The 22,010-nt window shown below is 69.4% G+C and carries 29 protein-coding genes; 12 read left to right on the forward strand and 17 right to left on the reverse strand.

The genetic code is table 11. The annotated features are described in order from the left end of the window. The first annotated feature begins 51 nt into the window (after positions 1-51). A complete protein-coding gene (locus BM214_RS05600; protein ID WP_090484351.1) occupies positions 52-249 on the forward strand; it encodes a hypothetical protein in 198 nt (65 codons plus the stop codon). Positions 250-272: 23 nt separating this feature from the next. Here BM214_RS05600 and panD read toward each other — a convergent pair whose 3' ends face one another. The 6 genes from panD to pcnB all read right to left on the reverse strand — a co-directional run bounded on the left by panD (position 273) and on the right by pcnB (position 5,093). Next, complete coding sequence (gene panD / locus BM214_RS05605; RefSeq protein WP_090484354.1) at positions 273-653, reverse strand: aspartate 1-decarboxylase; 381 nt, start codon at positions 651-653, stop codon at positions 273-275. 164 nt (positions 654-817) lie between these two features. Next, positions 818-1,675, reverse strand: coding sequence for a pantoate--beta-alanine ligase (gene panC, locus BM214_RS05610; RefSeq protein ID WP_090484356.1), 858 nt, complete (start codon positions 1,673-1,675; stop codon positions 818-820). Positions 1,676-1,685: 10 nt separating this feature from the next. After that, entirely contained in the window at positions 1,686-2,501 is an 816-nt protein-coding gene (gene panB / locus BM214_RS05615; protein WP_090484358.1) for a 3-methyl-2-oxobutanoate hydroxymethyltransferase, read from the reverse strand. A 45-nt stretch (positions 2,502-2,546) separates the two neighbouring features. After that, positions 2,547-3,209 carry a deoxynucleoside kinase gene (locus tag BM214_RS05620; protein ID WP_090484360.1) on the reverse strand — a complete coding sequence of 221 codons (663 nt, stop codon included), beginning with the start codon at positions 3,207-3,209 and terminating at the stop codon, positions 2,547-2,549. An 88-nt stretch (positions 3,210-3,297) separates the two neighbouring features. Beyond that, positions 3,298-3,786, reverse strand: a complete 489-nt coding sequence (gene folK / locus BM214_RS05625) for a 2-amino-4-hydroxy-6-hydroxymethyldihydropteridine diphosphokinase (RefSeq protein ID WP_090484362.1) — start codon at positions 3,784-3,786, stop codon at positions 3,298-3,300. After that, positions 3,783-5,093, reverse strand: a complete 1,311-nt coding sequence (gene pcnB / locus BM214_RS05630; RefSeq protein WP_244887859.1) for a polynucleotide adenylyltransferase PcnB — start codon at positions 5,091-5,093, stop codon at positions 3,783-3,785. Before pcnB ends, folK begins: the two co-directional genes overlap by 4 nt. 181 nt (positions 5,094-5,274) lie before the next feature. Between pcnB and BM214_RS05635 the strand changes: the two genes are divergently transcribed. After that, on the forward strand, positions 5,275-5,907 hold the full coding sequence (locus BM214_RS05635) for a hypothetical protein (protein WP_143096359.1): 633 nt from the start codon (positions 5,275-5,277) through the stop codon (positions 5,905-5,907). A gap of 54 nt (positions 5,908-5,961) precedes the next feature. Here the strand turns inward: BM214_RS05635 and BM214_RS05640 are convergent, their stop codons facing one another. The 6 genes from BM214_RS05640 to BM214_RS05665 all read right to left on the reverse strand — a co-directional run bounded on the left by BM214_RS05640 (position 5,962) and on the right by BM214_RS05665 (position 11,232). Next, positions 5,962-6,249, reverse strand: coding sequence for a sll1863 family stress response protein (locus BM214_RS05640; protein WP_143096360.1), 288 nt, complete (start codon positions 6,247-6,249; stop codon positions 5,962-5,964). A gap of 160 nt (positions 6,250-6,409) precedes the next feature. Continuing rightward, positions 6,410-7,885 carry a peptidoglycan DD-metalloendopeptidase family protein gene (locus BM214_RS05645; RefSeq protein ID WP_090484371.1) on the reverse strand — a complete coding sequence of 492 codons (1,476 nt, stop codon included), beginning with the start codon at positions 7,883-7,885 and terminating at the stop codon, positions 6,410-6,412. 239 nt (positions 7,886-8,124) lie between these two features. Next, positions 8,125-8,871 (reverse strand): acetoacetyl-CoA reductase, encoded by a 747-nt coding sequence (phbB, locus tag BM214_RS05650; RefSeq protein WP_090484373.1) that lies wholly within the window; start codon positions 8,869-8,871, stop codon positions 8,125-8,127. A gap of 54 nt (positions 8,872-8,925) precedes the next feature. Then, positions 8,926-9,297, reverse strand: coding sequence for a phasin family protein (locus BM214_RS05655; protein ID WP_090484375.1), 372 nt, complete (start codon positions 9,295-9,297; stop codon positions 8,926-8,928). A gap of 130 nt (positions 9,298-9,427) precedes the next feature. After that, positions 9,428-9,985: a polyhydroxyalkanoate synthesis repressor PhaR gene (gene phaR, locus BM214_RS05660; protein ID WP_090484377.1), complete on the reverse strand. Its 558-nt coding sequence runs from the start codon at positions 9,983-9,985 to the stop codon at positions 9,428-9,430. A gap of 62 nt (positions 9,986-10,047) precedes the next feature. Continuing rightward, a complete protein-coding gene (locus BM214_RS05665) occupies positions 10,048-11,232 on the reverse strand; it encodes an acetyl-CoA C-acetyltransferase (protein ID WP_090484379.1) in 1,185 nt (394 codons plus the stop codon). Between the two features lie 343 nt (positions 11,233-11,575). Between BM214_RS05665 and phaE the strand changes: the two genes are divergently transcribed. Beyond that, positions 11,576-12,739: a class III poly(R)-hydroxyalkanoic acid synthase subunit PhaE gene (phaE, locus tag BM214_RS05670; RefSeq protein ID WP_090484380.1), complete on the forward strand. Its 1,164-nt coding sequence runs from the start codon at positions 11,576-11,578 to the stop codon at positions 12,737-12,739. A 14-nt stretch (positions 12,740-12,753) separates the two neighbouring features. Continuing rightward, positions 12,754-13,824 (forward strand): class III poly(R)-hydroxyalkanoic acid synthase subunit PhaC, encoded by a 1,071-nt coding sequence (locus BM214_RS05675; RefSeq protein ID WP_090484382.1) that lies wholly within the window; start codon positions 12,754-12,756, stop codon positions 13,822-13,824. Positions 13,825-13,899: 75 nt separating this feature from the next. On the opposite strand, the gene BM214_RS05680 is transcribed toward BM214_RS05675, so the two are convergent. The 4 genes from BM214_RS05680 to BM214_RS05695 are packed head-to-tail and all read right to left on the reverse strand — an operon-like array spanning position 13,900 to position 15,904. After that, entirely contained in the window at positions 13,900-14,334 is a 435-nt protein-coding gene (locus BM214_RS05680; protein WP_244887860.1) for an NUDIX domain-containing protein, read from the reverse strand. 8 nt (positions 14,335-14,342) lie between these two features. Then, a complete protein-coding gene (locus tag BM214_RS05685; protein ID WP_244887861.1) occupies positions 14,343-14,735 on the reverse strand; it encodes an RNA-binding S4 domain-containing protein in 393 nt (130 codons plus the stop codon). A 42-nt stretch (positions 14,736-14,777) separates the two neighbouring features. Further along, complete coding sequence (locus BM214_RS05690; protein WP_425319158.1) at positions 14,778-15,218, reverse strand: YcgN family cysteine cluster protein; 441 nt, start codon at positions 15,216-15,218, stop codon at positions 14,778-14,780. A gap of 20 nt (positions 15,219-15,238) precedes the next feature. After that, positions 15,239-15,904 (reverse strand): hypothetical protein, encoded by a 666-nt coding sequence (locus BM214_RS05695; protein WP_090484390.1) that lies wholly within the window; start codon positions 15,902-15,904, stop codon positions 15,239-15,241. A 135-nt stretch (positions 15,905-16,039) separates the two neighbouring features. On the opposite strand from BM214_RS05695, the gene BM214_RS05700 reads away from it, so the two are divergent. The 4 genes from BM214_RS05700 (at position 16,040) to BM214_RS05715 (ending at position 18,472) form a co-directional block, all read left to right on the forward strand. Beyond that, positions 16,040-16,282 (forward strand): hypothetical protein, encoded by a 243-nt coding sequence (locus BM214_RS05700; protein ID WP_244887862.1) that lies wholly within the window; start codon positions 16,040-16,042, stop codon positions 16,280-16,282. A gap of 17 nt (positions 16,283-16,299) precedes the next feature. Beyond that, the gene (locus BM214_RS05705; RefSeq protein WP_090484394.1) at positions 16,300-16,776 is read left to right on the forward strand and encodes a flagellar biosynthesis protein FlhF; all 477 of its coding nucleotides are present in this window, start codon (positions 16,300-16,302) and stop codon (positions 16,774-16,776) included. 191 nt (positions 16,777-16,967) lie between these two features. Beyond that, the gene (locus BM214_RS05710) at positions 16,968-17,642 is read left to right on the forward strand and encodes a class I SAM-dependent methyltransferase (RefSeq protein ID WP_090484396.1); all 675 of its coding nucleotides are present in this window, start codon (positions 16,968-16,970) and stop codon (positions 17,640-17,642) included. Next, a complete protein-coding gene (locus BM214_RS05715) occupies positions 17,642-18,472 on the forward strand; it encodes a symmetrical bis(5'-nucleosyl)-tetraphosphatase (protein WP_090484398.1) in 831 nt (276 codons plus the stop codon). The genes BM214_RS05710 and BM214_RS05715 overlap by 1 nt, the downstream gene beginning before the upstream one ends. A gap of 4 nt (positions 18,473-18,476) precedes the next feature. Here the strand turns inward: BM214_RS05715 and BM214_RS05720 are convergent, their stop codons facing one another. Beyond that, positions 18,477-19,226 (reverse strand): lysophospholipid acyltransferase family protein, encoded by a 750-nt coding sequence (locus tag BM214_RS05720; RefSeq protein ID WP_090484400.1) that lies wholly within the window; start codon positions 19,224-19,226, stop codon positions 18,477-18,479. 76 nt (positions 19,227-19,302) lie between these two features. Between BM214_RS05720 and BM214_RS05725 the strand changes: the two genes are divergently transcribed. The 4 genes from BM214_RS05725 to BM214_RS05740 are packed head-to-tail and all read left to right on the forward strand — an operon-like array spanning position 19,303 to position 21,998. Beyond that, a complete protein-coding gene (locus tag BM214_RS05725; protein WP_177217590.1) occupies positions 19,303-19,830 on the forward strand; it encodes a protease complex subunit PrcB family protein in 528 nt (175 codons plus the stop codon). A 33-nt stretch (positions 19,831-19,863) separates the two neighbouring features. Then, positions 19,864-20,667, forward strand: a complete 804-nt coding sequence (lgt, locus tag BM214_RS05730; protein WP_090484404.1) for a prolipoprotein diacylglyceryl transferase — start codon at positions 19,864-19,866, stop codon at positions 20,665-20,667. Positions 20,668-20,670: 3 nt separating this feature from the next. Then, positions 20,671-21,504 carry a thymidylate synthase gene (locus BM214_RS05735; protein WP_090484407.1) on the forward strand — a complete coding sequence of 278 codons (834 nt, stop codon included), beginning with the start codon at positions 20,671-20,673 and terminating at the stop codon, positions 21,502-21,504. Continuing rightward, entirely contained in the window at positions 21,501-21,998 is a 498-nt protein-coding gene (locus BM214_RS05740; protein WP_090484409.1) for a dihydrofolate reductase, read from the forward strand. The genes BM214_RS05735 and BM214_RS05740 overlap by 4 nt, the downstream gene beginning before the upstream one ends. Positions 21,999-22,010: the final 12 nt, after the last annotated feature.

The following is a 22,010-nucleotide window of genomic DNA, read 5'->3' on the forward strand; positions in this document are numbered from 1 at the left end:
CCCCGGGGCACCGGTGGCGGCCCATCTCTTCCCCGGAGGGAGGTCACGGCCATGAATCTGGCCAGCGTGCGTCACATCGCCCGGAGCAAGGGCGTGGCACCGGAGCGGCGGTGCAAGCGGGAACTGATCCAGGCCATCCAGATCGCCGAGGGCTACCAGCCCTGCTTCGGCCAGGCCCCGGCCGGGGTCTGCCGGCAACTGGACTGCCACTGGCACGAGGACTGCCGCCGGCATTCGCGGCGGCATTGAGGCGGGGGCCTTCGGGCGGGGGATCAGGCCGCCTGGGTGGCGATGGTGTCACCGGTACCGGTGACATGGTTGTGCTCATCCAGATACACCAGGGTGGGCTTGAACCGCTCCGCCTCCTGGGCCTGCATCTGGGCATAGGCGCAGATGATCACCCGGTCCCCCGGACGGGCCTTGTGGGCGGCGGCGCCGTTGACGGAGATGATGCGGCTGCCCGCCTCCGCGCGGATGGCGTAGGTGGTGAAGCGCTCGCCGTTGGTGACGTTGTAGATCTGGATCTGCTCGTAGGGGCGGATGCCGGAGCGTTCCAGCAGATCGGCGTCGATGGCGCAGGAACCCTCGTAGTCCAGTTCGGCATGGGTCACGGCCGCCCGGTGGAGCTTGCACTTGAGCAGGGTCAGAAACATGGTGAAACACGTCCTCCGGTACAAGGCCCCCGCCGCCGGGGGCGCATATGCTTATTTTGGAAAAGCGCCGAACACGGCGCGTCCCGGCCACGGGTCCGGGACCCGGCCGGTGCCTTTCCGGGGTCTGGATCGGCGGGACGGGGGCCATCCCCGGGGTCTCACCCCTATGCAGGGAGATCCACGGAGAGGTTGTCGATGAGCCGCGCCCGCCCCAACCAGGCGGCGCCCAGCAGCACCAGATGCCGGTCCCCTTCCTGGGGGGGCAACAGGTCCTCCCGCCTTCGCACTGCAACATAATCGGGCCGCAGGCCGGAGATTTCAAGCGCCTTCATGCCCTCCTGCTCCAGGGCGGCAGGATCCGGCCCTGGGGCGGCCCGCAGGCGCCCGGCCAGTTCCCGCAACACCCGGTACAGGGCCGGCGCCCGCGCCCGCTCCTCGGGGGTGAGATAGGCGTTGCGTGAACTCAAGGCCAGGCCGTCGGCCTCGCGCACCGTGGCCCCGGCCTCCACGCGCACCGGCAGGTCCAGATCCGCCACCATGCGCCGGATCAGCAGCAGTTGCTGGAAGTCCTTCTCCCCGAACACGGCCACGTCCGGCTCCACCAGGTGGAACAGCTTGCACACCACCGTGGCGACGCCGGTGAAATGCCCCGACCGGTGCGCCCCCTCCAGCAGCTCGGAGATCACCGGCACCTCCACCCGGGTGATGTTCTCCCGGCCACGGGGGTAGACCTGGGCGTCGGCCGGGGCGAACACCGCATCCACCCCCTCCGCTTCCAGGCGGCGGCAGTCTTCCTCCAGGGTGCGCGGGTAGGCGGCCAGGTCCTCGGGGCGGTCGAACTGCAGGGGGTTGACGAAGATGCTCACCACCAGGCGGTCGGCCAGGCCCCGGGCCTGGCGCACCAGGGCCAGGTGCCCGTCGTGCAGGTTGCCCATGGTGGGCACCAGGGCCACACGGGCGTGGTCCTGGCGCCATGCGGCGCGGGCTCGGCGCAGCTGGGGGACGTCGTGAAGGATCTGCATGGCGTCGGGACTAGGCGCTGAAGGCGTGCTCGGCGGCGGGGAATTGGCGCCCCTTCACCGCGGCCACATAGGCGGCGAGGGCCGCCTGGATGCTGCCGGCCCCGGCCAGGAAGTTGCGCGAGAAACGCGGGGAATGGGGGCTGATACCCAGGATGTCGTGGTAGACCAGGACCTGTCCGTCGCAGTCCGATCCGGCGCCGATACCGATGACGGGGATGTCCGACTGGGCGCGGATGCGTCCCGCCAGGGGGGCGGGCACGCATTCCAGCAGCAGCAGGTCCGCGCCGGCCCCCTGCAGGGCCAGGGCGTCGCTGAGCATGCGTTCGGCGGCGGCCTCGCCACGGCCCTGGACGCGGTAGCCCCCCAGCTTGTGCACCGACTGGGGGCGCAGCCCCAGGTGGGCGCACACGGGGATGCCGTGGCCGGCCAGGGCCCGCACCACGTCCACCTGCTGCGCGTCCCCCTCCAGCTTCACCATGCGCGCCCCGCCCTCCTGCATGAGGCGGGCGGCGGTATGCACCGCCTGGTCCACGCCGGTGTAGCTCATGAAGGGCATGTCCGCCATGAGCAGGGCGTGCCCCACCCCCCGGGACACCGCCCGGGTGTGGTGGATCATGTCCTCCAGGGTCACCGGGATGGTGGTGTCGTGGCCCAGCACCACCATGCCCAGGGAATCGCCCACGAGCACAAAGTCCGCACCGGACTCGTCCACCAGCCGGGCCTGGGTGGCGTCATAGGCGGTGAGGCCGGCGATGGGCTCATCGCGGCCGCGCATCTCCTGGAGATCGCGCAGGGTCAGGCTTCTTTTCGGGGTCTGTACGCTCACGCTCGGTCCGTGTTCGTTGATGGATCGTGGAGGGCCGCGCCGGCCTCAGACGGCCGATGGCAGGGGATTGAAGTAGTGGCGGCCGGCATGCACCGTGCGCATGAAGTCCAGCAGTTGCCGGAAGTCCTCGTCGCGGTTCACCCAGTCGATCTCGGCGGCGTTGACGATGAGCAGGGGTGCATCCTCGTAATGATAGAAGAAACTGGCATAAGTCTCACTCAGGCGCTGTAGATAGGCATCGTCGATGCGCCGTTCGATGGGGCGGCCGCGATGGGCGATGCGCTCGCGCAGGGTCTCCACCGGCGCCTGCAGGTAGATCACCAGGTCAGGTCGGGGCAGGTCCGCGGGCAGGTGGGCCCGGATACGCCGGTAAAGGGCGTATTCCTCCTCCTTCAGGGTCACCTGGGCGAACAGCTCGTCCTTGTCGATGAGAAAATCCGTGATACGCACCCCGCCGGGGTCCGCCTCCGCCTCCCGGGCCAGGGTGCGGAGCTGCTCCACGCGCTGCATGAGGAAGAACAGCTGTGTGCCCAGGGCCTGCCCCTCCCCCTGGTAGAAGCGCTCCAGGAAGGGGTTGCCCTCGGGGGTCTCCAGCACCTGCTCGGCCCCCAGGGCCTGGGCCAGGCGGGCACAGAGGCTGGTCTTGCCCACGCCGATGGGGCCCTCCACGGCGATGTATCCCGGCTCCGCCGGGCGGGTCTGGTTCATGGCGCCACCCCCAAGCCTGTGATCCGTTATTGTTGCCGATCCATCGGATTTTCGCCATGGCGCCGCCCGGGCGCAATCCCGCCGGGCGTCACGGCAGCGGCGTCAGCCCGTCACCGGGACAGGCCTGCAGCAAGGGGGCCAATGGTCCGAGCCCGGGGATCTCCAACCCCGGCGCGATCTCCGCCAGGGGGTGGAGCACAAAGGCCCGCTGCGCGATCCCCGGATGGGGCACGGTCAGATGGGGCGTATGCAGGACCCGGTCGCCGAAGAGGAGGAGGTCCAGGTCCAGGGTGCGCGGCCCCCAGCGTTCCCCATCGCGCCGCCGCCCGTGGCGGGCCTCCACCGCCTGCAGGGCCTGCAGCAGGTCCTCGGGGGGGAGCCGGGTCTCCAGGGCACAGACGGCGTTGACGTAGTCGGGCTGATCCCGGGGGCCCATGGGGGGGTTACGATACAGGGCGGAGGCCCGGATCAGGCGGCTGCGGGGGAGCCCGCGCAGCGCCTCCAGGCCCCGGCGCACCTGGGAGGCGGGGTCGTCCAGGTTGGCGCCGATGCCGATGAAGGCGGTCTCCGGGGTCATTGCGCCGGCTTGCGCCGCCGGCGGCGGCGCTTGCGACCGGAGCGGCCCGTGGCCTCCACCATGCGCCGCTGCTCCGCCTCGTCCACCTCCTGCAGGCGGGTCCACCACTGGCAGCCGTCGTCCAGGGCCTCGCCGGAGCGCCCGCGCAGGCAGTAGAAGTCGTAGGCGGCACGGAAACGGGGATGCCCCAGCAGGCGCAGGGCGCGGGCCCCCTGGCGCTGTTCGAAACGGGGCTGGAGTTCCCAGATCTCCCGCACCGGCAAGGCGAAGCGCTTGGGGATGAGGATGCTCTGGGCCTGCTCCGCCAGGATGCGGGCTCCGGCCTGCTGCAGGGCCGGAACCTGGCCCTCGCCCTCGGCCATGAGCCGCTCCGCCTCGTGGCGCACCGGTTCCCACAGGAGCACGGCGTAGAGGAAGGCGGGATGCACCCCCTTCCCCGACTGGATGCGGTCGTCGGTGTTGCGCAGGGCATTGGCGACGAAGGTGATGGGATAGCCCTGCTCCTCCCGCTCCAGTGCGCGCTCGGTGAGGGGGAACAGGCGCCGGAAGAGATCGTAATGGCGCAGCATCTCGAAGGTCTGCAGGGCCGCACCACCGTGGAAGAGCTTGATGACCTCATCGAAGAGCCGCGCCGGGGAGACGTCCTCCAGCAGACCACCGAGGCGGACCATACCCTCCTCGGCCGCCGGATCCACGCGGAAACCCAGCTTGGCGGCGAAGCGCACGGCCCGCAGCATGCGCACCGGATCCTCCCGGTAGCGCACCTCGGGATCACCGATCAGGCGCAGCACCCCCTGGCGCAGGTCCTCCATGCCCCCGGTGTAATCCACCACGGAGAAGTCGCGGATATCGTAGTACAGGGCGTTGATGCTGAAGTCCCGGCGCCAGGCATCCTGCTCGATGTTGCCGTAGACGTTGTCCCGGATGATGCGCCCGTCCTCCGCCTGGGCCTCGCCGTCCCCCTCGTCGTGGGGGGCGCGGAAGGTGGCCACCTCGATGATCTCACGGCCGAAGTAGACATGGGCGAGGCGGAAGCGCCGGCCGATGAGGCGGCAGTTGCGGAAGATGCGGCGCACATCCTCGGGGTGGGCGTCGGTGGCCACGTCGAAGTCCTTGGGCTCCCTGCCCAGGAGCAGGTCGCGCACGCCACCGCCCACCAGGCAGGCGCGAAAGCCCGCGTCCTTGAGGCGGTAGAGGACCTTGAGGGCATTCTCGCTGATGTTGGCACGGGAGATGCCGTGCTCGGCCCGGGCGTAGACCCGCTGGGTGGATTCTGCACAGGGGCTGGTGAGGGGACGTTCGGACACGCAGGTATCGGTGCTACTGATGAGGAATCCTCCCATGATAACAGTTTCGCCCGCGCCATGAGGATGCCCGCCGCGCGGGGGCCTGGGGATGCAGGCGCAGACCTTGTCATATTTCTGTCACAGGCCTATGGTGGCTGGTTTTCCCTTCACCCCACGAATCGTCCAGGAGGGTCAGGAAACCATGTCCAACCGGCTCACGTGGATGGCCTATGGCATCGTGCTGGTGCTGCTGGCCGTGCTGTTTGTCGCCACCATGCCCCTGACGGGCGATGCACGCGAGCTGTGGCTCAAGGAATGGGGCATCGTGGAGATGGCCTCGGCCCTGGGCTATGCCGCCAGCATCCTGCTGCTGATCTTCCGCCGCCATGCCCTCATCCTGTGGCCCTTCACGGTGATGATCACCTTCTTCATGCTGCGGGAGATGGACCTGGACAAGCAGTTCACCACCATGGGGATCTTCAAGAGCCGCTTCTACATCAGCCCGGAGGCGGGCTTGGTGGAGAAACTGGCCGGCGGGGCGGTGCTGCTGGGGCTGGTGGTCACGGGCGTGGTGATCCTGCGGCGCTACACCCGCCCCTTCCTCTCGGGCCTGCGCACGGGTTCGGCGGTGGCCTGGGGGGGGCTGCTGGCCTTCGCGGGACTGGTGGCGGCCAAGTCCATGGACGGTCTGCCGCGCAAGCTGGATGCCCTGGGGATCGACCTCAGTGAACAGGCCACCCTGCACGCCGGGGCCTTCGAGGAGGTGCTGGAACTGGGGGTGCCCGTCTTCATCTTTCTGGCCCTGATGGCCTACCTGCGCCACCGCTGGGCCTGATGCCAACCGGGGCCGCCTCTCCGGCGGCCCCGGCGCAACAACGGGTCTGCCGCCCTAGCGGAAATGCTTCATGGCCTCCCTGAAGCCCTGGGCGATGTCATCCCAGGCCGCCTCCATGCGCTCACGCATGTCGTGCCACGCATGTTCGCTGGACTCCTGCATCTCCTGCAGCTTCTTGCGTCCCTCCTCCTGATGCTGCTTGAGCGTTTCGATCTGTTCGTGATAGCGCATCTTCGCGCTGGCCTCGGCCTGCTCGGCCTTGGCGGAGAGCTTGTCGATCTCCGCCTGCCATTCCTCCAGCCGGGCCTTCATCTTCTGGATCATTGCTTCGCGGTCAGTCATCCCTCAACCCTCCGACATGGATCGCGCCGGGCATAGCCGGCAAGCATGGCACGGTCCCCGGTACGGGCCGTGTCCTTCCGAGTATAGGAGGAGGTAACGGGGGACTGCAGGGGGATCCCCGGCGGCGGTCCGAGGCCGGGGAGAGGCCCCGGCCTGGGCCTCACATGGTGGCGGCCATCTCGGAGAACGGGGCCATGGCCACGCGCCGGCTGCGGTCGGCCTGCTCCAGCTGGGCCAGCAGCGCGCTGCTCACGCGCCGGAAACGGCGCAGTTCTTCGCCGGCCAGGTGATGGCTCTCGGGCAGGTCGGCCCGCATGGCGTCCACGGCCCGTCCGTTGACATGCAGTTCGTAGTGCAGGTGGGGGCCGGTACTGCGCCCGGTGTTCCCGGACAGGGCGATGCGATCCCCCCGCTCCACGCTCTGGCCTGGACGCACCAATACGCGGCTCAGGTGCAGATAGCGGGTGGTATACCCCTGGCCGTGCTCCACCACCAGGTAGCGGCCGGCGTAGGGATGATGGGCCACCCGGCTCACGCGGCCGTCCGCCGGGGCGACGATGGGGGTACCCGAGGGCATGGCGAAATCGGTACCGCGATGGGGGGCGACGCGGCCGGTCACGGGATGCACGCGGCGGAGATTGAAGGGGGAACTGATGCGGTAGTGTCCGGCGAAGGGGCGCCGATCGAAGGGCGGCAACAGCCCCCGGCCCTCGGGGGTGTAGAAACGGTTGTCCGTGTGGCGGGCGGCACGGATATCGATCTGCTGCCCCTGGTACTCGAAGGCCAGTAGGCGCAGGTCATAGGGTTCGTCATCCCCCACCAGGGTCTCCTGCTCCACCAGCAGGGTGAAGGTATCCCCGCTGCGGGCCCGGGAACGCACCGGCAGATAGCGATCCAGCAGCACCACCAGGGCGGCCACGGCACTGGCGGAGAGATCACTGTTGCGGGCCAGGGCAGCGGCGATGCTGCTCTCCACCTGGCCGGTAATCACCAGGTGGGACACCTCCCGGGCGTTCTCCACCTCACGGCGGCTGAAGTCCCAGCCCCCGGCCTCCCGCTTCCATTCGGTGCCCCGCCCCTGGTCACCCCAGATGCGCAGGCGGGTGAGATAGCCCTGTTCATCCGTCTGCCATTCCACCTGCTGCCCCACCTGCAGGCGATTGAGGATGCGGGCATTGCCATCGGCCTCCAGCAGGCGATAGAGGGTGGCCATGGGCAGGCCCCAGTCGTTCCCCCAGAGGGCCGACAGACGGTCCCCGGGACGGATGGTGTAACTGCTCCATTCGGGGGCGGCGGCCGGTTCCCCCTCTTCCAGATCCAGGGCCTCGTAGGAGGTGGGGTTCTCCTCCCGACCCAGATCCGTCTCGATGCCCGCCTCGGGGGTATAGGATGCCCGTTGCAGGCCCTGGGCATCGGGTGTGGCGGAGAGCCGGGCCGTGGGCTTGGCAGAGGGCCGGGGCGATTCCGCCGCCTCTCCGTGGGGGGGCAAGGACAGGGGGCGCACGAGCCGTTCCTCATCGGGGTTCATGCTCTCGCCGCTGAATCCGCAGAGCAGGCCGGGAAAGAGCGCACCGGCGATGAGGCCGATGCCGAGACAGGCCATCAGCAGGGTAAAGCTTCGTCTTGGGACACGCATGGTTCCCCCAGTGGTTTCTTCGCCGCCCCCGGAAGATCTTAGGCCCGGGCAGGCCGGAGCATATCACCAAGGATCACACGATGCGAATCAGGGCTTTGCAATCAAGGCTTGAGCGGCCTTTCCTGCCATACGACCTTCGGATTTTTTGTACCTTTTATCCGCGCGAGATGGGCCATGACAAACGGGCCCCGTTGCGGGGCCCGTGGGCTCGGTACGTCCATGGATGCGCCGGCGGGACCTTAGAAGGAGGTGAACAGACCGCCGTTCACCGGCAGATTGGCGCCGGTGATATAACCGGCCTGCTCATCGCAGAGCATGGCCACGGCGAAGGCCACATCTTCGGGGCTGCCCATGCGTCCGGCGGGGATCTGGGCGACGATGGCGTTGCGCACGTCCTCGGGCATGGCCTCGGTCATGGCGGTGGCGGTGTAGCCGGGGGAGACGGTGTTGACGGTCACCCCCTTGGCCGCCGTCTCCTGGGCCACGGCCATGGTGAAGCCGTGCATGCCGGCCTTGGCCGCGGAGTAGTTGGCCTGGCCGAACTGCCCCTTCTGGCCGTTGACCGAGGAGATGTTGACGATGCGGCCAAAGCCCCGGGAGGTCATCCCCTCCACCACCTGGCGCGTCACGTTGAACACGCTACCCAGGTTGATGTTGATGACGTCCCGCCACTGGCTCTCCTCCATCTTGCGCAGGGTCTTGTCGCGGGTGATCCCGGCGCAGTTCACGAGGATGTCGATGGGGCCGATGCGGGCCTCCACGTCCTGCACCATGTCGGCGCAGGACTGGAAGGAGGACACGTCGCCGGCGGCGATGTGCACGTCCAGACCCTCCCCCTTCATCCGCTCCAGCCAGGCCTCCGCCTCGGACTGCAGGGCGGGCAGGTAGTTGGCGACGACGGTGTGGCCCTTCTGGGCCAGCGTCCTGCAGATCTCGCTGCCGATCCCGCCGGTTCCTCCGGTCACTAATGCGATGCGCTTGCTCACGATCTCAGGCTCCTGACTGTTGCGATCGGGTCGTGCAGGCCGGGTGCGGGCCGTTCAGGCCGCCTTCTTGGAGGTCTGGGTGGCCTGGCGCACGGTCTCCTCCGCGGTCTTTACGGAATCATCCATCAGCTGCGTCATGGATCCACGCAGTTCGTTGAAGATGTCCTGGCTGCCCTTGTAGCTGGAGAGCAGCTTCTGGCCGTAATCACGGGCCAGATCGGCCTGACCGGACATCAGTTCCTGATAACCCTTGGCCTTGGTCATCAGTTCCAGCTGCTTCATGCTCACATCCACCATGGAGGTGGTCAAGTCCATCTGCTGGGTCATGAAGCGGTCCATGGCCTTCTGGTTGATGTCCCCCATCCTGCGCAGGGTCTCGAACAGGGACTGGTTGGCCTTGTGCACGGGTTCGAAGAGTTCATTCATGGCGTATCGCCTCCTTGATCGGGTTGGGCAGGGGCGCGGCCTGCATGCTGCGCCGCGTCATTGTTGCAATGCAACATATACGCACCACACCGCCCCCCGTCAAGGCCGTAAGGCGACCCGTTTCACATCCTCAACCCTTTTTCCGGGGCGCGGATGGATCGCTGTCGCCCTTGCCGGAGTCCCCGCCTTGCCGCGGAGGGGGGGGATCCCCGCCCTCGCCCTCCCGGCCGCCCTGGCCAAAGCCCGCCACGCGGAAGAACTGATCCTGCATGTCCTGCCAGAACTCCAGGTTGCGCCGGGTCATCTCCGTCACATCCCAGGGGGCCGTGCCGCCGAGGACGCCGCGCATGCGCTCGTTGAACTCCCGCTGCTGTTCGGCGAAGAAGCGCAGGCTGTGATCCAGATAGCCGGAGAAGGCGTCGTGCACCGCCTCGTCGTAGAAGCGGATGAAACGCACCAGCATCTCCGTGGTGAACAGCGGCTCCCCGGCGGTCTCCTGCTCGGTGATGATCTGGATGAGGATGCCCCGGGTGATGTCATTGCCGGACTGGCTGTCCACCACCTTGACGTCCACCCCGCGGCGCACCAGCTGCTGCACGTCCGCCAGGGTCACATAGCGGCTTTCCTCCGTGTCGTAGAGGCGCCGGTTGGGGTACTTCTTGATGATCCGCGGTTCACTCACCCGCATCTCCTGTCGAATGTATGGAACCTATGCCGCCCCCTTTCCAGGGGGCGGCCCACGGCGCCCCTTCAGGGGCGCTCCACCGCCAGGGCCACGCCCTGGCCGCCACCGATGCACAGGGTGGCCAGGCCACGCCGGGCGCCGGTGCGCTTCATGCCGTGCAGCAGGGTCACCAGCACCCGCGCGCCGGAGGCACCGATGGGATGCCCCAGGGCGATGGCCCCGCCGCTGATGTTCACCTTGGAGAGATCCCAGCCCAGCTTGCGGTTGACGGCGATGGCCTGGGCGGCGAAGGCCTCGTTGGCCTCCACCAGGTCCAGGTCGCCGGGGCTCCAGCCCGCCCGTTCCAGGCAGCGGGTGGCCGCCGGGATGGGACCGGTGCCCATGAGGGCCGGATCCACCCCGGCGGAGGAGAAGGAGACGATGCGGGCCAGGGGCTCCAACCCCAGGGACCGGGCCCGGGACTCGGACATGACCACCACGGCGGCGGCCCCGTCGTTGATGCCGGAGGCGTTGCCGGCGGTCACCGAGCCGTCGCGCTTGAAGGCCGGGCGCAGCCTGGCCAGCCCCTCGGCCGTGGTGCCGTGGCGGGGAAACTCGTCGGTGTCGCAGATCGTCACCTGCCCCTTGCGCCCGGGGATCTCCACGGGGACGATCTCGTCCGCGAAGTGGCCCGCCTTCTGCGCCGCCTCCGCCCGCTGCTGGGAACGGGCGGCGAAGGCATCCTGCTCCTCACGGGGGATGTCGTATTCCGCGGCGACGTTCTCGGCGGTCATGCCCATGTGGTAGTCGTTGAAGGCGCACCAGAGGCCATCCCGGATCATGGTGTCCACCAGGGGCCAGTCCCCCATCTTGGTGCCCTGACGGGAGCGGGGCAAGGCGTGGGGGGCGGCGCTCATGTTCTCCTGCCCGCCGGCGATGACCACCCCGGCATCGCCGCACTGCACCGACTGCCAGGCCAGGTGCACCGCCTTGAGGCCGCTGCCGCAGACCTTGTTGATGGTCATGGCCGGGGTGGCGTAGGGGATGCCCGCCTCCACGGCGGCCTGGCGGGCGGGGTTCTGCCCCACCGCGGCCTGCAGCACCTGCCCCAGGATCACCTCCTCCACCTGCTCGGGGGACAGGCCGGAGCGCTGCAACAGGGCCTGCATGACGCGGGCCCCCAGGCTCGATGCCGGCACCTGGGAAAGGGCACCGTTGAAGGTCCCGATGGGGGTACGCAGGGCACCCACGATGACGGTGGAGTCGGTCATGTTTCCTCCTGGCTTGCGCTCTGTCCTGAGGGGTTGGTGAAGACCGGCCCGGGGTGCAACCCGCTGACCCGGCCGTGGGGCCGGGGAACGGACCCGCCATGGCATGGGTCCGTTTATACCAGACCCGTCCGTGCCTGACCAACGCGTCCCCAGGGACATCCGGCAACAAATTGTTGCAGTGCACAACCACTATGCTAGTCTCATGCACAGTCCGCCGCCGCGGGCACGCGCCCGCTTGCCGTCACGCGGCAAATGGTGTGTGATCGCCGCATACGGCCGGCACGGGAACCGATCCCCGTCGGGCACGGCCCCGACGCCCACAGGATGCACAGGAGATGACCGCATGGCAGATTCCAACCCGTTCAACCCGGAGGACTGGCTCGAGGCCCAGCGCAGATACTGGGATGCCTGGATGGACATGAGCCGCAAGGCCGTGGGCTCCGGCGGCGAGCAGGCCGACTGGTCCCGGGCCCTGGACCAGTGGTGGCAGGCGGCCGCCCAGGGCCTGCCCCAGGGCACCGCGGGTTTCCTCGAGCCCATGCTGCAGATGGGGCGCAACTACTTCTCCATGGCCGAGCAGTTCCACCGCAACAGCGGCGGCCAGGAAGGGGCCACGGAGGCGGTCAACAAATGGCTGGAGCAGATGACCGAGGCCTTCCGCCAGATGGGCACCGGCTCCATGGGCGGCAAGGACATGAACGCCTTCTGGCAGATGCCCCTGGACACCTGGCGCCGGGCCACCTCCTCGTTCATGCCCATGCCCGGGGACTTCATGCAGGCCCTGCGCCCGGCGGCCCGCCCCCCCTACGGCGACGTGGTGCAGGAGCAGCTGGACCGCTTCCTCTCGGTGCCCGGCGTGGGCTATACCCGGGAATCCCAGGAGCAGTACCAGGACCTGGCGCGGCTGGCCATGGAGTACCAGCAGGCCCTGCAGAACTACCAGGCGGCCATGGCCCGGGTGGGCATGGACTCCGTGGAGCGCTTCCGTGCCCGCCTGGAGGACGCCGGACGCCAGGACAAACCCATCACCAGCCTGCGGGCCCTCTACGATGAGTGGGTGGATGTCTGCGAGGAGGTGTACGGCGAATTCACCCTGTCGGAGGAATACGCCCGGGTCTATGGCGAGATGGTCAACAGCCTCATGGCCCTCAAGCGCCAGGGGACACGGTTCATGGACGAGGCCGCCGAGAGCCTGAACATGCCCACCCGGCGCGAGGTGAACACCCTCCACCGGCGCCTCCAGGAGAGCCGCCGGGAACTGCACCAGATCCGCTCGGCCCTGCGGGAGTTGCAGGAGAATCAGGCCAAGAAGGGGGATGAGGCCAAGGCCGGCGCCCAGGGCGCCACCTCCGGCGGCAGCGGCACCCGCGGCCGTTCCGCTCGCAGCGGGGGCCGCACCACCGCCGCCAAGGGCGCCTCCGGCAGCGGCCGCACCCAGAAGAGCTCGGCCGGCACCGCCACCAGCAAGCAGACGGATGCCTCCACCCAGACCGAGTCCAAGAGCTGAAGGAGACGCAGGACATGATCCCGATTCAGATCCGCCCCGACCAGGTGATGGATGAGATCACCACCTTCCAGAACAAGCTGGGCGTGGGCATGCAGAACCTGGCGGACGCCCAGGACATCCCCACGGGGGTGACTCCCAAGGAGGCCGTCTACCGGGAGGACAAGCTCACCCTGTACCGCTTCCAGCCCCCGGCGGCGGTGGTGCAGAACCCGGTGCCGGTGCTCATCGTCTACGCCCTGGTGAACCGCCCCTACATGACCGACCTGCAGGAGAACCGCTCCACGGTGAAGGGGCTGCTGGACGCCGGCCTGGACGTCTATCTCATCGACTGGGGCTACCCGGACCGGGCCGACCGCTATCTCACCCTGGATGATTACATCAACGGCTACCTGGACCGCTGCGTGGACGAGGTACGCCGGCGCCATGGGGTGGACAAGATCAACCTCCTGGGCATCTGCCAGGGGGGCACCTTCAGCCTCTGCTATAGCGCCATCCACCCGGACAAGGTGGCCAATCTCATCACCATGGTCACCCCGGTGGACTTCCAGACCCCGGACAACGTGCTCTCCCACTGGGTGAAGCACGTGGACGTGGACACCCTGGTGGACACCATGGGCAACGTCCCCGGCGAACTGCTGAACTGGACCTTCCTCACCCTCAAGCCCTACCAGCTCATGGGCCAGAAGTACCTGGACATGGTGGAGGTGCTGCAGGATAAGGACAAGCTGGACAACTTCCTGCGCATGGAGAAATGGATCTTCGACAGCCCCGACCAGGCGGGCGAGGCCTACCGCCAGTTCATCAAGGATTTTTATCAGAAGAACAAGCTGATGCACGGGGGCCTGCACATCGGCGATCACGAGGTGGATCTGAGCCAGGTAACCATGCCCGTGCTCAACATCTTCGCCGAGCAGGACCACCTGGTGCCGCCGGACGCCTCCCGCGCCCTGGGCAAGAAGGTGGGGACCCAGGACTACACCGAGCTCTCCTTCCCCGGCGGCCACATCGGCATCTACGTCAGCGGCAAGGCCCAGAAGATGGTGCCGCCGGCCATCGGGGAATGGGTGGAACAGCGCACCAAGTAACCCCCGCATTGCCCTGAAGGCCCCCTACCCGGACGCCGGCCCCTCGTGGCCGGCGTCCGTTTTTCAGGGCACGGTTCAAAAGCGCAGGGGCGCCACCTCTCCCGTGGCGCGATAGCGCAGGTAGTCCCCAAGGATCAGGGCATGGTCGAAGGCCAGGGGGACCCCGGGATCGGCCGGGTCCACCCAGCGGGCGTCCCGGGCGTCATCCCCCGCCCGGGGCTCCCCCCGGGCCGTGGCCACGTAGACGGCGCTCACCGTATGCCCCCGGGGGTCCCGCGCGGGGTCGGAATAGCATCCCAGCAGGGCCTCCAGGGCCACCTCCAGCCCCGTCTCCTCCCGGGCCTCGCGCAGGGCCGCCGCCTCCACCCGCTCCCCCCGGTCCACGAAACCACCGGGCAAGGCCCAGCCATGGGGGGGATTGCGCCGCTGGATGAGCAGCACCCGGTCCGGGGCTGACTGCGGGCGGATGATCACGTCGGCGGCCAGGAGCGGGGTGACGGGGGCGGTCATGGATACGCTCATTCCTTGCCCATGAAGCGGCGGATGCGGTGGCGGTCCCGGCGGTCCGGACGGTGTTCGGTCTGGGGCGCGGCCAGACGCGCCAGGCGGCGGGCCTCGGCCGCCTCCTCCCGGGCGCGTCGGCTCTGCGGGGTCTCCTCGTAGAGTTGCTGCGCCTCGGCGGCCGGACGGCGCTTGTCCAGGAGGGCGCGCACCTCCACCTCCCAGGTCAGCCCGGAGCGGGTGATGCGCAGCCGGTCCCCCACCCGCAGGGGGCGGGAAGGCTTCACGCGGGTGCCGTTGACATGGACATGCCCCCCGCCCACGGCCTCGGCGGCCAGGGCCCGGGTCTTGAAGAAGCGGGCCGCCCACAGCCACTTGTCGATGCGCAGGGTGTCACCGGAATCCTTCATCACAGGTCCCATGGTGCCAGAACGGCCGCGGGCCGGTCATCCTCAGCCGGGCCAGTCCACGATATGTTCCTCCCAGTCATCGCCCATGGCCTCCTCACTGATCACCCGGCCGCGCACCGAGACGCCCGCCGCATGCACAGTCTGCGCATCCCCGCTGATCAGGGGATGCCAGTCCGGCAGGGGCTCCCCCCGGGCCAGCAGGCGGTAGGCGCAGGTGGCCGGCAGCCAGGGGGTGTGGGCCACCTCCTCCGGACGCAGAGTGATGCAGTCCGGGACCTGCCGGGTGCGATGGGCATAATCCGAACACCGGCAGGAATGGAGGTCCAGCAAGCGGCAGGCCACGTCCGTGAAATAGATCTCATCGGTATCGGCATCCTGCAGCTTGTGCAGGCAGCAGCGGCCGCAGCCATCGCACAGGGCCTCCCATTCCTCGTGGCTCAGATCCTCCAGGTCCCGCCCCTCCCAGAAGCGTCCCGTCGGCACGGCCTTCCCCTGGGCGGCGCTCATGGCAGCACCCGCTCGGGGTCGTCCCCGTCCCGCAGGCGCTGCTCCAGGGCCCCGAAGGCCCGGGGCGGCACGTAGTGCAGGACATCCCGCCCCTCCCTGGCCAGGTACAGGGCAAGGCCCTGTTCGGGATAGAGGAAATAGCGCCCGTCCCGGGCCGGGAGGCGGGACTCCGGATCGCCGAAGCGCCGCCCCACGGTGTCCTCGCTGTAGCGGGCCCGCGGGGCGTAGATCAACTCCGCCACCGGCAGCGCCATGGCCGCGTCGACCTCACCCTGCGGCAAGGGCAGCCGCCGGTCCCCACCGGAGGGGACCCCGTTGCCCGCCGCCCACGAAGAGGTCTCGGGGGCGTCCAGACGCGCCACCAGATCCACCAGGAACGGCCCCAGGGTAACCCCCTCGAAGATGGCCTCCAGGCGCCGTCCCCCTTCGGGGGAACCGACCCATTCCAGCCGGGGCCGGGCCCGCAGGCGATCGGAAAGGTTTTTCAATGGCGTCTCCCCCAAAGTCACGCCAAAGACCCGGGAACCGCCGCCGGGCAGGACCTCCACCTCCCAGGGGAGGTTCTCGTGCACCGGGCTGGAAGGGGGCGCCGTCAGCCAATAGGACAGGCCGAAGAAGGGGATGGCCAGGGCCAGGAAGACGATGATGTTGCGTAGGATCATGAACGGGACCGTTGGCGGAGAATCCGCCATCCATTAGAACATTTCGCACCGCTCCACGGCACGCCCCGCCGCACGCAGTCCCCCATGGCTGCAGGAGCGGCGCCGGTCTTCTATACTTGAATCAGGTACTGATCCATGAGCAGCCCCATGACCCTCTCGCCTGCATCCGGCTCCGCCCTGTCCGGCATCCACACCGGCCTGCAGCACCTGCGCGGCGTCGCCGCCGAGATCGCCGGCACCGCCGTGGATCCCGTCGGCCGTGATCCGGCCCGCCCCCTGGTGGAACAGCGAATCCAGGCCCGCCAGGTGGAGGCCTCCGTGGAGGTGCTGGAGACGGAACAGCGCATGCTGGGCACACTCATCGACATGAAGGTCTGAGGCAAGGAGTACACGCCATGAACGTCAACCCCGGCATCCCCGTGATGAACCCCGCCATGCCCGCGGTGAGCAATCCCGTGCCCACACCGCCCACGGACCGCATGGGCGGCGGCGGCACCTCCGCACCGGCGGAGACGGCGCGCGCGGTGGGCGACGCCCGCGAGACCGAACCCAACCGTCCGGACACCCCTCGGGACCGGGCCACCGAGGCCCGGGCCGACCAGGCCATGCGGCCCCGGGACGAGGACGCGGCGGCCGGTCGCGCACGGGTCGACGCGGCCCGCACCCAGGAGGCCGAGCCCGCCGGCAACAACAACCCCGCCCCGGCGACGGCCAACGGCGAGACACAGGACGCGGCCGAGACTGACCCGCTGGGTCCACCCCAGGAAGCGGATACCAACGCGCGCATGCGGGAGCGCCTGGATGCCCGCATGGAGACCTCGGTCAACACCACGGGTAACCGTGGCGGCGAGGCCCTGGACGAGATGGTCTGAGCCCGCGCCAAACCGGTTCCCTCCCCATCCGCCCGCCGGGATCCCCTTCCCGGCGGGCGGTTGTCGTTGTGGCCCGCCCCCGCGGGGGGCAACCCCACTTTAGACAGGGGCATGGACCGGGACTACAATCACCAGCGACCCACCGGGGATCCGGACCGAGAAGAATCCACCAACAACCACGGGCGAGAGACATGCGCATCCCTTACACGCTTTGGGCTCCCATCTATGACCGCTTCGTCGAGAAACCCACCCAAGAGGCACGACGCAACAGTCTGCAACGATTGGGGGACGTGGAGGGCATGGAGATCCTCATCTGCGGCGTGGGTACGGGTCTGGACCTGCCCCATCTACCACAGGGGGCCACCTACCGGGGCGTGGACCTGACCCCGGCGATGCTGGCCAAGGCCCGCGAGCGGGCCGAGGCCCTGGGTATGGACATCGACCTGCAGGAGGCCGACGCCAAGGCCCTGCCCTTCGAGGACGGGCGCTTTGACGTGGTGATCCTGCACAGCCTCCTGGCCGCCTGCGGCAAGCCCGAGAAGGCCCTGGCGGAGGCCGCGCGGGTGACCCGACCCGGCGGACGCCTGCTCATCCTGGACAAGTTCCTCAAGCCCGGCGAGAGCGCCCCCCTGCGCCGCCTGCTGGGGGTGGTCACCGGCCCCCTGGCCAGCCGCACCGACCTGGTCTTCGAATCCCTCATGCGCCGGCACAAGGACCTGAAGGTGGTGGAGAACAGCCCCGCCCTGCTGCGCGGCTGGTTCCGCCACATCGTGCTGGAGAAGGCGCAGGAGGAGGCGGTCGCCACACCGCCCCGGCAGCAGCCCGAGGCGACCGAGGAGGCCCCCGCCCCCGAAAGCGGCGCCTGATGGCCCTCTATGCCGTCGGAGACCTCCAGGGCTGCCTGGATCCGCTGAAGCAACTGCTGGACCGGGTCCGCTTCGACCCGGCACAGGACCGGCTGTGGCTCGTGGGGGACCTGGTAAACCGCGGGCCCCAGTCCCTGGAATGCCTGCGCTTCGTACGCGATCTGGGGTCGGCCGCCACCTGTGTCCTGGGCAACCACGACCTGCACCTGCTGGCGGTACACGCCGGACTGCACCGGGTGCGCCGCAAGGACACCCTGACGCCGGTGCTGCAGGCCGGGGATCGGGACGAACTCATGGACTGGCTGCGCCACCGTCCCATCCTGCACCACGACGCCCAGGCCGGCTGGACCCTGGTACATGCCGGGCTGACCCCCCAGTGGGATCGGGCCACCGCCCTGGCCTGCGCCCAGGAGTTCCACACGGTGATGCGGGGCCCCCAGGGCCTGGACCTGCTGCGACGCATGTACGGGGACGAGCCGGACCGCTGGGATCCGGGGCTCCAGGGCTGGCCGCGGCTGCGCTTCATCACCAATGCCTTCACCCGGCTGCGCTACTGCACCCGGGACGGGCGCATGGACATGGAGCACAAGTCGGCCCCCGCACAGGCACCGCCCCATCTCATCCCCTGGTACGCCCATCCCGAACGGGCCACCCGCGGCGAGCGCATCGTCTTCGGCCACTGGTCCACCCTGGGATGCCACCGGGGGGACGGCGTCCTCTCCCTGGACACGGGCTGTGTCTGGGGGGCGCACATGACCCTGGCGCGCCTGGACACCCCCGAACCCGAAATCATCCAGGTCCCCTGCCGGGGGCATCAGCGCCCCGGCTAAGGCCTCACTCCCCGCCGCAGACCCCCCGGGCCACCGCCGCCTGCGCCTCCCGGGCCAGGGCGCGGGGCTCCCGCTGCGCGGCCGCAAGCGGCGGACTGAAGATCAGGTCCACCTCCAGACCGGGTTCCCCCAGGATGCGCAGGGCGTGACGCAGGAAGTGCTCGCCGCCCACGAACGGCGCCGCCCCGGGGCGCCCGTCCGGCCGCAGATGGTAACGCAGGGCCACCGGCTGCACCGGGCATCCGGCCCGCCGTGCGGCGGCGAACAGTCGGTGATGAAAGCGGCGCACCGTGGTGCCGTCCGTGGTGGTCCCCTCGGGGAAGACCAGCACCGTCCCGCCCCGACCCAATTGCTCCGCCATGGCCCGGGTGACCGCCTCGGCCGCCCCGTGCTCCCCGCGGCGGATGAACAGGGTGGCGTTGAAGCGGGCCAGCCAGCCGATCACCGGCCAGTGGCGCACCTCGGACTTGGACAGGAAACCCGCCGGGGCATGGGCCCCGATCACGGGGATGTCCAGCCAGGAGACGTGGTTGGCCACCATGAGGACAGGCCCCTCCACGGGTCGCCCCGAGACATGGATGCGCACCCCGAGGATGCGGCACAGGCCGCGGTACCAGGCCATGATCACCCGCCGGAAACGGGGCGTGGGCAACCCGGAGGGATCGCGGCGGCCCAGGGCCAGGGTGGCCAGGACCGCCAGCAGCAGATGCAGAAGCAACACGGGCAGGCGGATGAATCGTCTGAGATGGGACATGGCCTCGATGGCGATGGGGATGTCCCGCGTTTATACTCAAGGCCACCCCCTGGATGCCACTCCCCCACAGGTTCGCATGCATCTCATCCCCCTGCGCCGACACCCCGTAGCCATGCTCGCCGCCCTGCTGGCGCTGGGCCTCGCCGGCTGCCTTGGGGCCTCGCAGCAGGAGATGCAGGCGCCGCCCCGGGTCCAGGCCCTCACCGCTGGCGACCATTGCGGCCGGGAATCCCCCATGCCCGCCGCGGAGGTGATCGCCGATGCGGACACCCTGGAGCGGGTGCTGGCACGCACCGGACTGCGCCTCCCCAAGGCCGAGCGGCCCGACCTGCGCCGCCACTGGCTGCTGCTGGTGCATCAGGGGCGACGCCCCACCCTGGGCTACGGCGTGGAACTGGCCGATCCCCCCCTGCTCCCCACCCCGGACGGCCATGTGTTGCAACTCCGGGCCCGGTCCCCGCAAGCGGGGGCCGCCGTGGGCCAGGCCATCACCAGCCCCTGCCTGCTGCTGCAACTGCCCCGCAGCGGACTCCACGGCCCCCTGCAGATCCAGGACCAGACGGGGGACACCTGGGCCACGGTGCAGCCCCCGGGTGCCTGGTGAGCCCCGGGAGAATCACGTAGAATCCGCCTTCCCATGTCTGCTTACCCCACCCATCCCTTCCTCGACCCCGTGGCCATCGAGATCGGCCCTCTGGACATCCACTGGTACGGGATCATGTACCTGCTGGGCTTCGCCGCCTTCTGGGGCCTGGGGCGGCTGCGGGTGCGTCAGCCCTGGAGCCCGCTGACGGCGGAGCAGCTGGGGGACCTGCTGTTCTACGGCGTGCTGGGCGTACTCGCCGGCGGCCGCCTGGGGTATATGCTGTTCTACCAGTGGGATGCCCTGGCCGGGGACCCGCTGATGGTCGTGCGCATCTGGGAAGGGGGCATGAGCTTCCACGGCGGGCTGCTGGGCGTCCTGCTGGCCACGGGGCTCTATGCCCGCCACCAGGGGATCGGCTTTCTCCGGCTCACGGATTTCGTGGCCCCGCTGGTGCCCATCGGCCTGGGTCTGGGCCGCATCGGCAACTGGATCAACGGCGAGCTCTGGGGCAAGCCCACGGACCTGCCCTGGGCCATGGTCTTCCCCGCGGCGGACCTCCTGCCCCGCCACCCCAGCCAGCTCTACCAGGCCTTCCTGGAGGGCGCGGTGCTGTTCACCGTGCTCTGGCTCTTCACCCGCCGGCCGCGGCCCGCCGGGGCCGCTTCCGGGCTGTTCCTCACGGGCTACGGGCTGTTCCGCTTCATCATCGAATTCGTGCGCGAACCGGACGCCCACCTGGGCTACCTGGCCTTCGGCTGGCTGACCATGGGCCAGCTCCTGAGCCTGCCCATGGTCCTGGCCGGTCTCGGCCTCATGGCCTGGGCCGGGCGCCGTAACCGGCCCCCGGAGGTGTAAGCCGTGCGCCCCTACCTGGAACTGCTGCAGGAGATCCTGGACCACGGCACGGAGAAGGACGACCGCACCGGCACCGGCACCCGCTCCCTGTTCGGACGCCAGATCCGCTTCGACCTGGCGGAGGGCTTCCCGGCCGTCACCACCAAGCGGCTGCACCTGAAGTCGGTGGTGCACGAGCTTTTGTGGTTCCTGCGGGGGGAGACCCATCTGGACTATCTGCATACCCACGGGGTGAGCATCTGGGACGAATGGGCCACGGAGGACGGCGATCTCGGCCCCATCTACGGCCGCCAGTGGCGCTCCTGGCCGGCCCCAGACGGGCGCAGTATCGACCAGATGCGGGAGCTGGTGGAGCAGATCCGCAACCGCCCCGATTCCCGCCGGCTGGTGGTGAGCGCCTGGAACGTGGCGGACCTGCCGGACGAGTCCCGCTCCCCCGTGGAGAACGCCCGCGCGGGGCGCATGGCCCTGGCCCCCTGCCATTGCCTGTTCCAGTTCTACGTGGCCAACGGGCGCCTCTCCTGCCAGCTCTACCAGCGCAGCGCGGACATCTTCCTCGGCGTGCCCTTCAACATCGCCTCCTACGCCCTGCTCACCCACATGGTGACCCGGGTGACGGGGCTTGAGGCGGGCGAGTTCGTGCACACCTTCGGCGACGTGCACCTGTACCGCAACCATCTGCAGCAGGCCCGGGAGCAGCTCGCCCGGGCGCCCTTCCCTCTGCCGCGGCTGTGGCTGAACCCGCAGGTGGACGACCTGTTCGCCTTCCGCTTCGAGGACATCCGCCTGGAAGGCTACCGCAGCCATCCCCCCATCAAGGCACCCATCGCCGTATGAACGCCCCCGAACCCCTGCTCACCGTGGTGGTGGCCATGGACCGTAACCGCCTCATCGGGGCGGCGGGTGGCCTGCCCTGGCACCTGCCGGCGGACCTGGCCCATTTCAAGCGCCTCACCCTGGACGGGACCCTGCTCATGGGGCGGCGCACCTTCGAATCCATCGGCCGCCCCCTGCCCCGGCGGCGCAGCATCGTGGTCAGCCGGGACCCGGACTACCGCGCCGAGGGCTGCACCGTGGTGTCCTCCCCCGAGGCGGGGATCGCAGCGGCGGCGCCCGCGGCGGAGGTCTTCCTCATCGGCGGCGCCGACCTCTTCGCCCAGCTGCTGCCCCGCTGCCGCCGCATCCAGCTGACGGAGATCCACCACGCCTTCGAAGGGGACACCTGGATGCCCCCCTTCGGCCCCGGCTGGCGGGAAACCGCCCGCGCATCCCATGCCGCGGACGCAGGCAACCCCTACCCCTACAGCTTCGTCACCCTGGAGCGGGACTGACGCCCCGGGCGG

It is taken from the genome of Ectothiorhodospira mobilis (genome assembly GCF_900114895.1).
GTDB lineage: Bacteria > Pseudomonadota > Gammaproteobacteria > Ectothiorhodospirales > Ectothiorhodospiraceae > Ectothiorhodospira > Ectothiorhodospira mobilis_A.

Excerpts from the sequence above, each read along its gene's own strand:
- BM214_RS05600 (WP_090484351.1), top strand. The coding sequence starts at position 52 with ATGAATCTGGCCAGCGTGCGTCACATCGCCCGGAGCAAGGGCGTGGCA.
- panD (WP_090484354.1), bottom strand. The coding sequence starts at position 653 with ATGTTTCTGACCCTGCTCAAGTGCAAGCTCCACCGGGCGGCCGTGACC.
- panC (WP_090484356.1), bottom strand. The coding sequence starts at position 1,675 with ATGCAGATCCTTCACGACGTCCCCCAGCTGCGCCGAGCCCGCGCCGCA.
- BM214_RS05620 (WP_090484360.1), bottom strand. The coding sequence starts at position 3,209 with ATGAACCAGACCCGCCCGGCGGAGCCGGGATACATCGCCGTGGAGGGC.
- folK (WP_090484362.1), bottom strand. The coding sequence starts at position 3,786 with ATGACCCCGGAGACCGCCTTCATCGGCATCGGCGCCAACCTGGACGAC.
- BM214_RS05635 (WP_143096359.1), top strand. The coding sequence starts at position 5,275 with ATGTCCAACCGGCTCACGTGGATGGCCTATGGCATCGTGCTGGTGCTG.
- BM214_RS05640 (WP_143096360.1), bottom strand. The coding sequence starts at position 6,249 with ATGACTGACCGCGAAGCAATGATCCAGAAGATGAAGGCCCGGCTGGAG.
- BM214_RS05645 (WP_090484371.1), bottom strand. The coding sequence starts at position 7,885 with ATGCGTGTCCCAAGACGAAGCTTTACCCTGCTGATGGCCTGTCTCGGC.
- BM214_RS05655 (WP_090484375.1), bottom strand. The coding sequence starts at position 9,297 with ATGAATGAACTCTTCGAACCCGTGCACAAGGCCAACCAGTCCCTGTTC.
- phaR (WP_090484377.1), bottom strand. The coding sequence starts at position 9,985 with ATGCGGGTGAGTGAACCGCGGATCATCAAGAAGTACCCCAACCGGCGC.
- BM214_RS05665 (WP_090484379.1), bottom strand. The coding sequence starts at position 11,232 with ATGACCGACTCCACCGTCATCGTGGGTGCCCTGCGTACCCCCATCGGG.
- phaE (WP_090484380.1), top strand. The coding sequence starts at position 11,576 with ATGGCAGATTCCAACCCGTTCAACCCGGAGGACTGGCTCGAGGCCCAG.
- BM214_RS05675 (WP_090484382.1), top strand. The coding sequence starts at position 12,754 with ATGATCCCGATTCAGATCCGCCCCGACCAGGTGATGGATGAGATCACC.
- BM214_RS05680 (WP_244887860.1), bottom strand. The coding sequence starts at position 14,334 with ATGACCGCCCCCGTCACCCCGCTCCTGGCCGCCGACGTGATCATCCGC.
- BM214_RS05685 (WP_244887861.1), bottom strand. The coding sequence starts at position 14,735 with ATGAAGGATTCCGGTGACACCCTGCGCATCGACAAGTGGCTGTGGGCG.
- BM214_RS05695 (WP_090484390.1), bottom strand. The coding sequence starts at position 15,904 with ATGATCCTACGCAACATCATCGTCTTCCTGGCCCTGGCCATCCCCTTC.
- BM214_RS05700 (WP_244887862.1), top strand. The coding sequence starts at position 16,040 with ATGAGCAGCCCCATGACCCTCTCGCCTGCATCCGGCTCCGCCCTGTCC.
- BM214_RS05705 (WP_090484394.1), top strand. The coding sequence starts at position 16,300 with ATGAACGTCAACCCCGGCATCCCCGTGATGAACCCCGCCATGCCCGCG.
- BM214_RS05710 (WP_090484396.1), top strand. The coding sequence starts at position 16,968 with ATGCGCATCCCTTACACGCTTTGGGCTCCCATCTATGACCGCTTCGTC.
- BM214_RS05715 (WP_090484398.1), top strand. The coding sequence starts at position 17,642 with ATGGCCCTCTATGCCGTCGGAGACCTCCAGGGCTGCCTGGATCCGCTG.
- BM214_RS05720 (WP_090484400.1), bottom strand. The coding sequence starts at position 19,226 with ATGTCCCATCTCAGACGATTCATCCGCCTGCCCGTGTTGCTTCTGCAT.
- BM214_RS05725 (WP_177217590.1), top strand. The coding sequence starts at position 19,303 with ATGCATCTCATCCCCCTGCGCCGACACCCCGTAGCCATGCTCGCCGCC.
- lgt (WP_090484404.1), top strand. The coding sequence starts at position 19,864 with ATGTCTGCTTACCCCACCCATCCCTTCCTCGACCCCGTGGCCATCGAG.
- BM214_RS05740 (WP_090484409.1), top strand. The coding sequence starts at position 21,501 with ATGAACGCCCCCGAACCCCTGCTCACCGTGGTGGTGGCCATGGACCGT.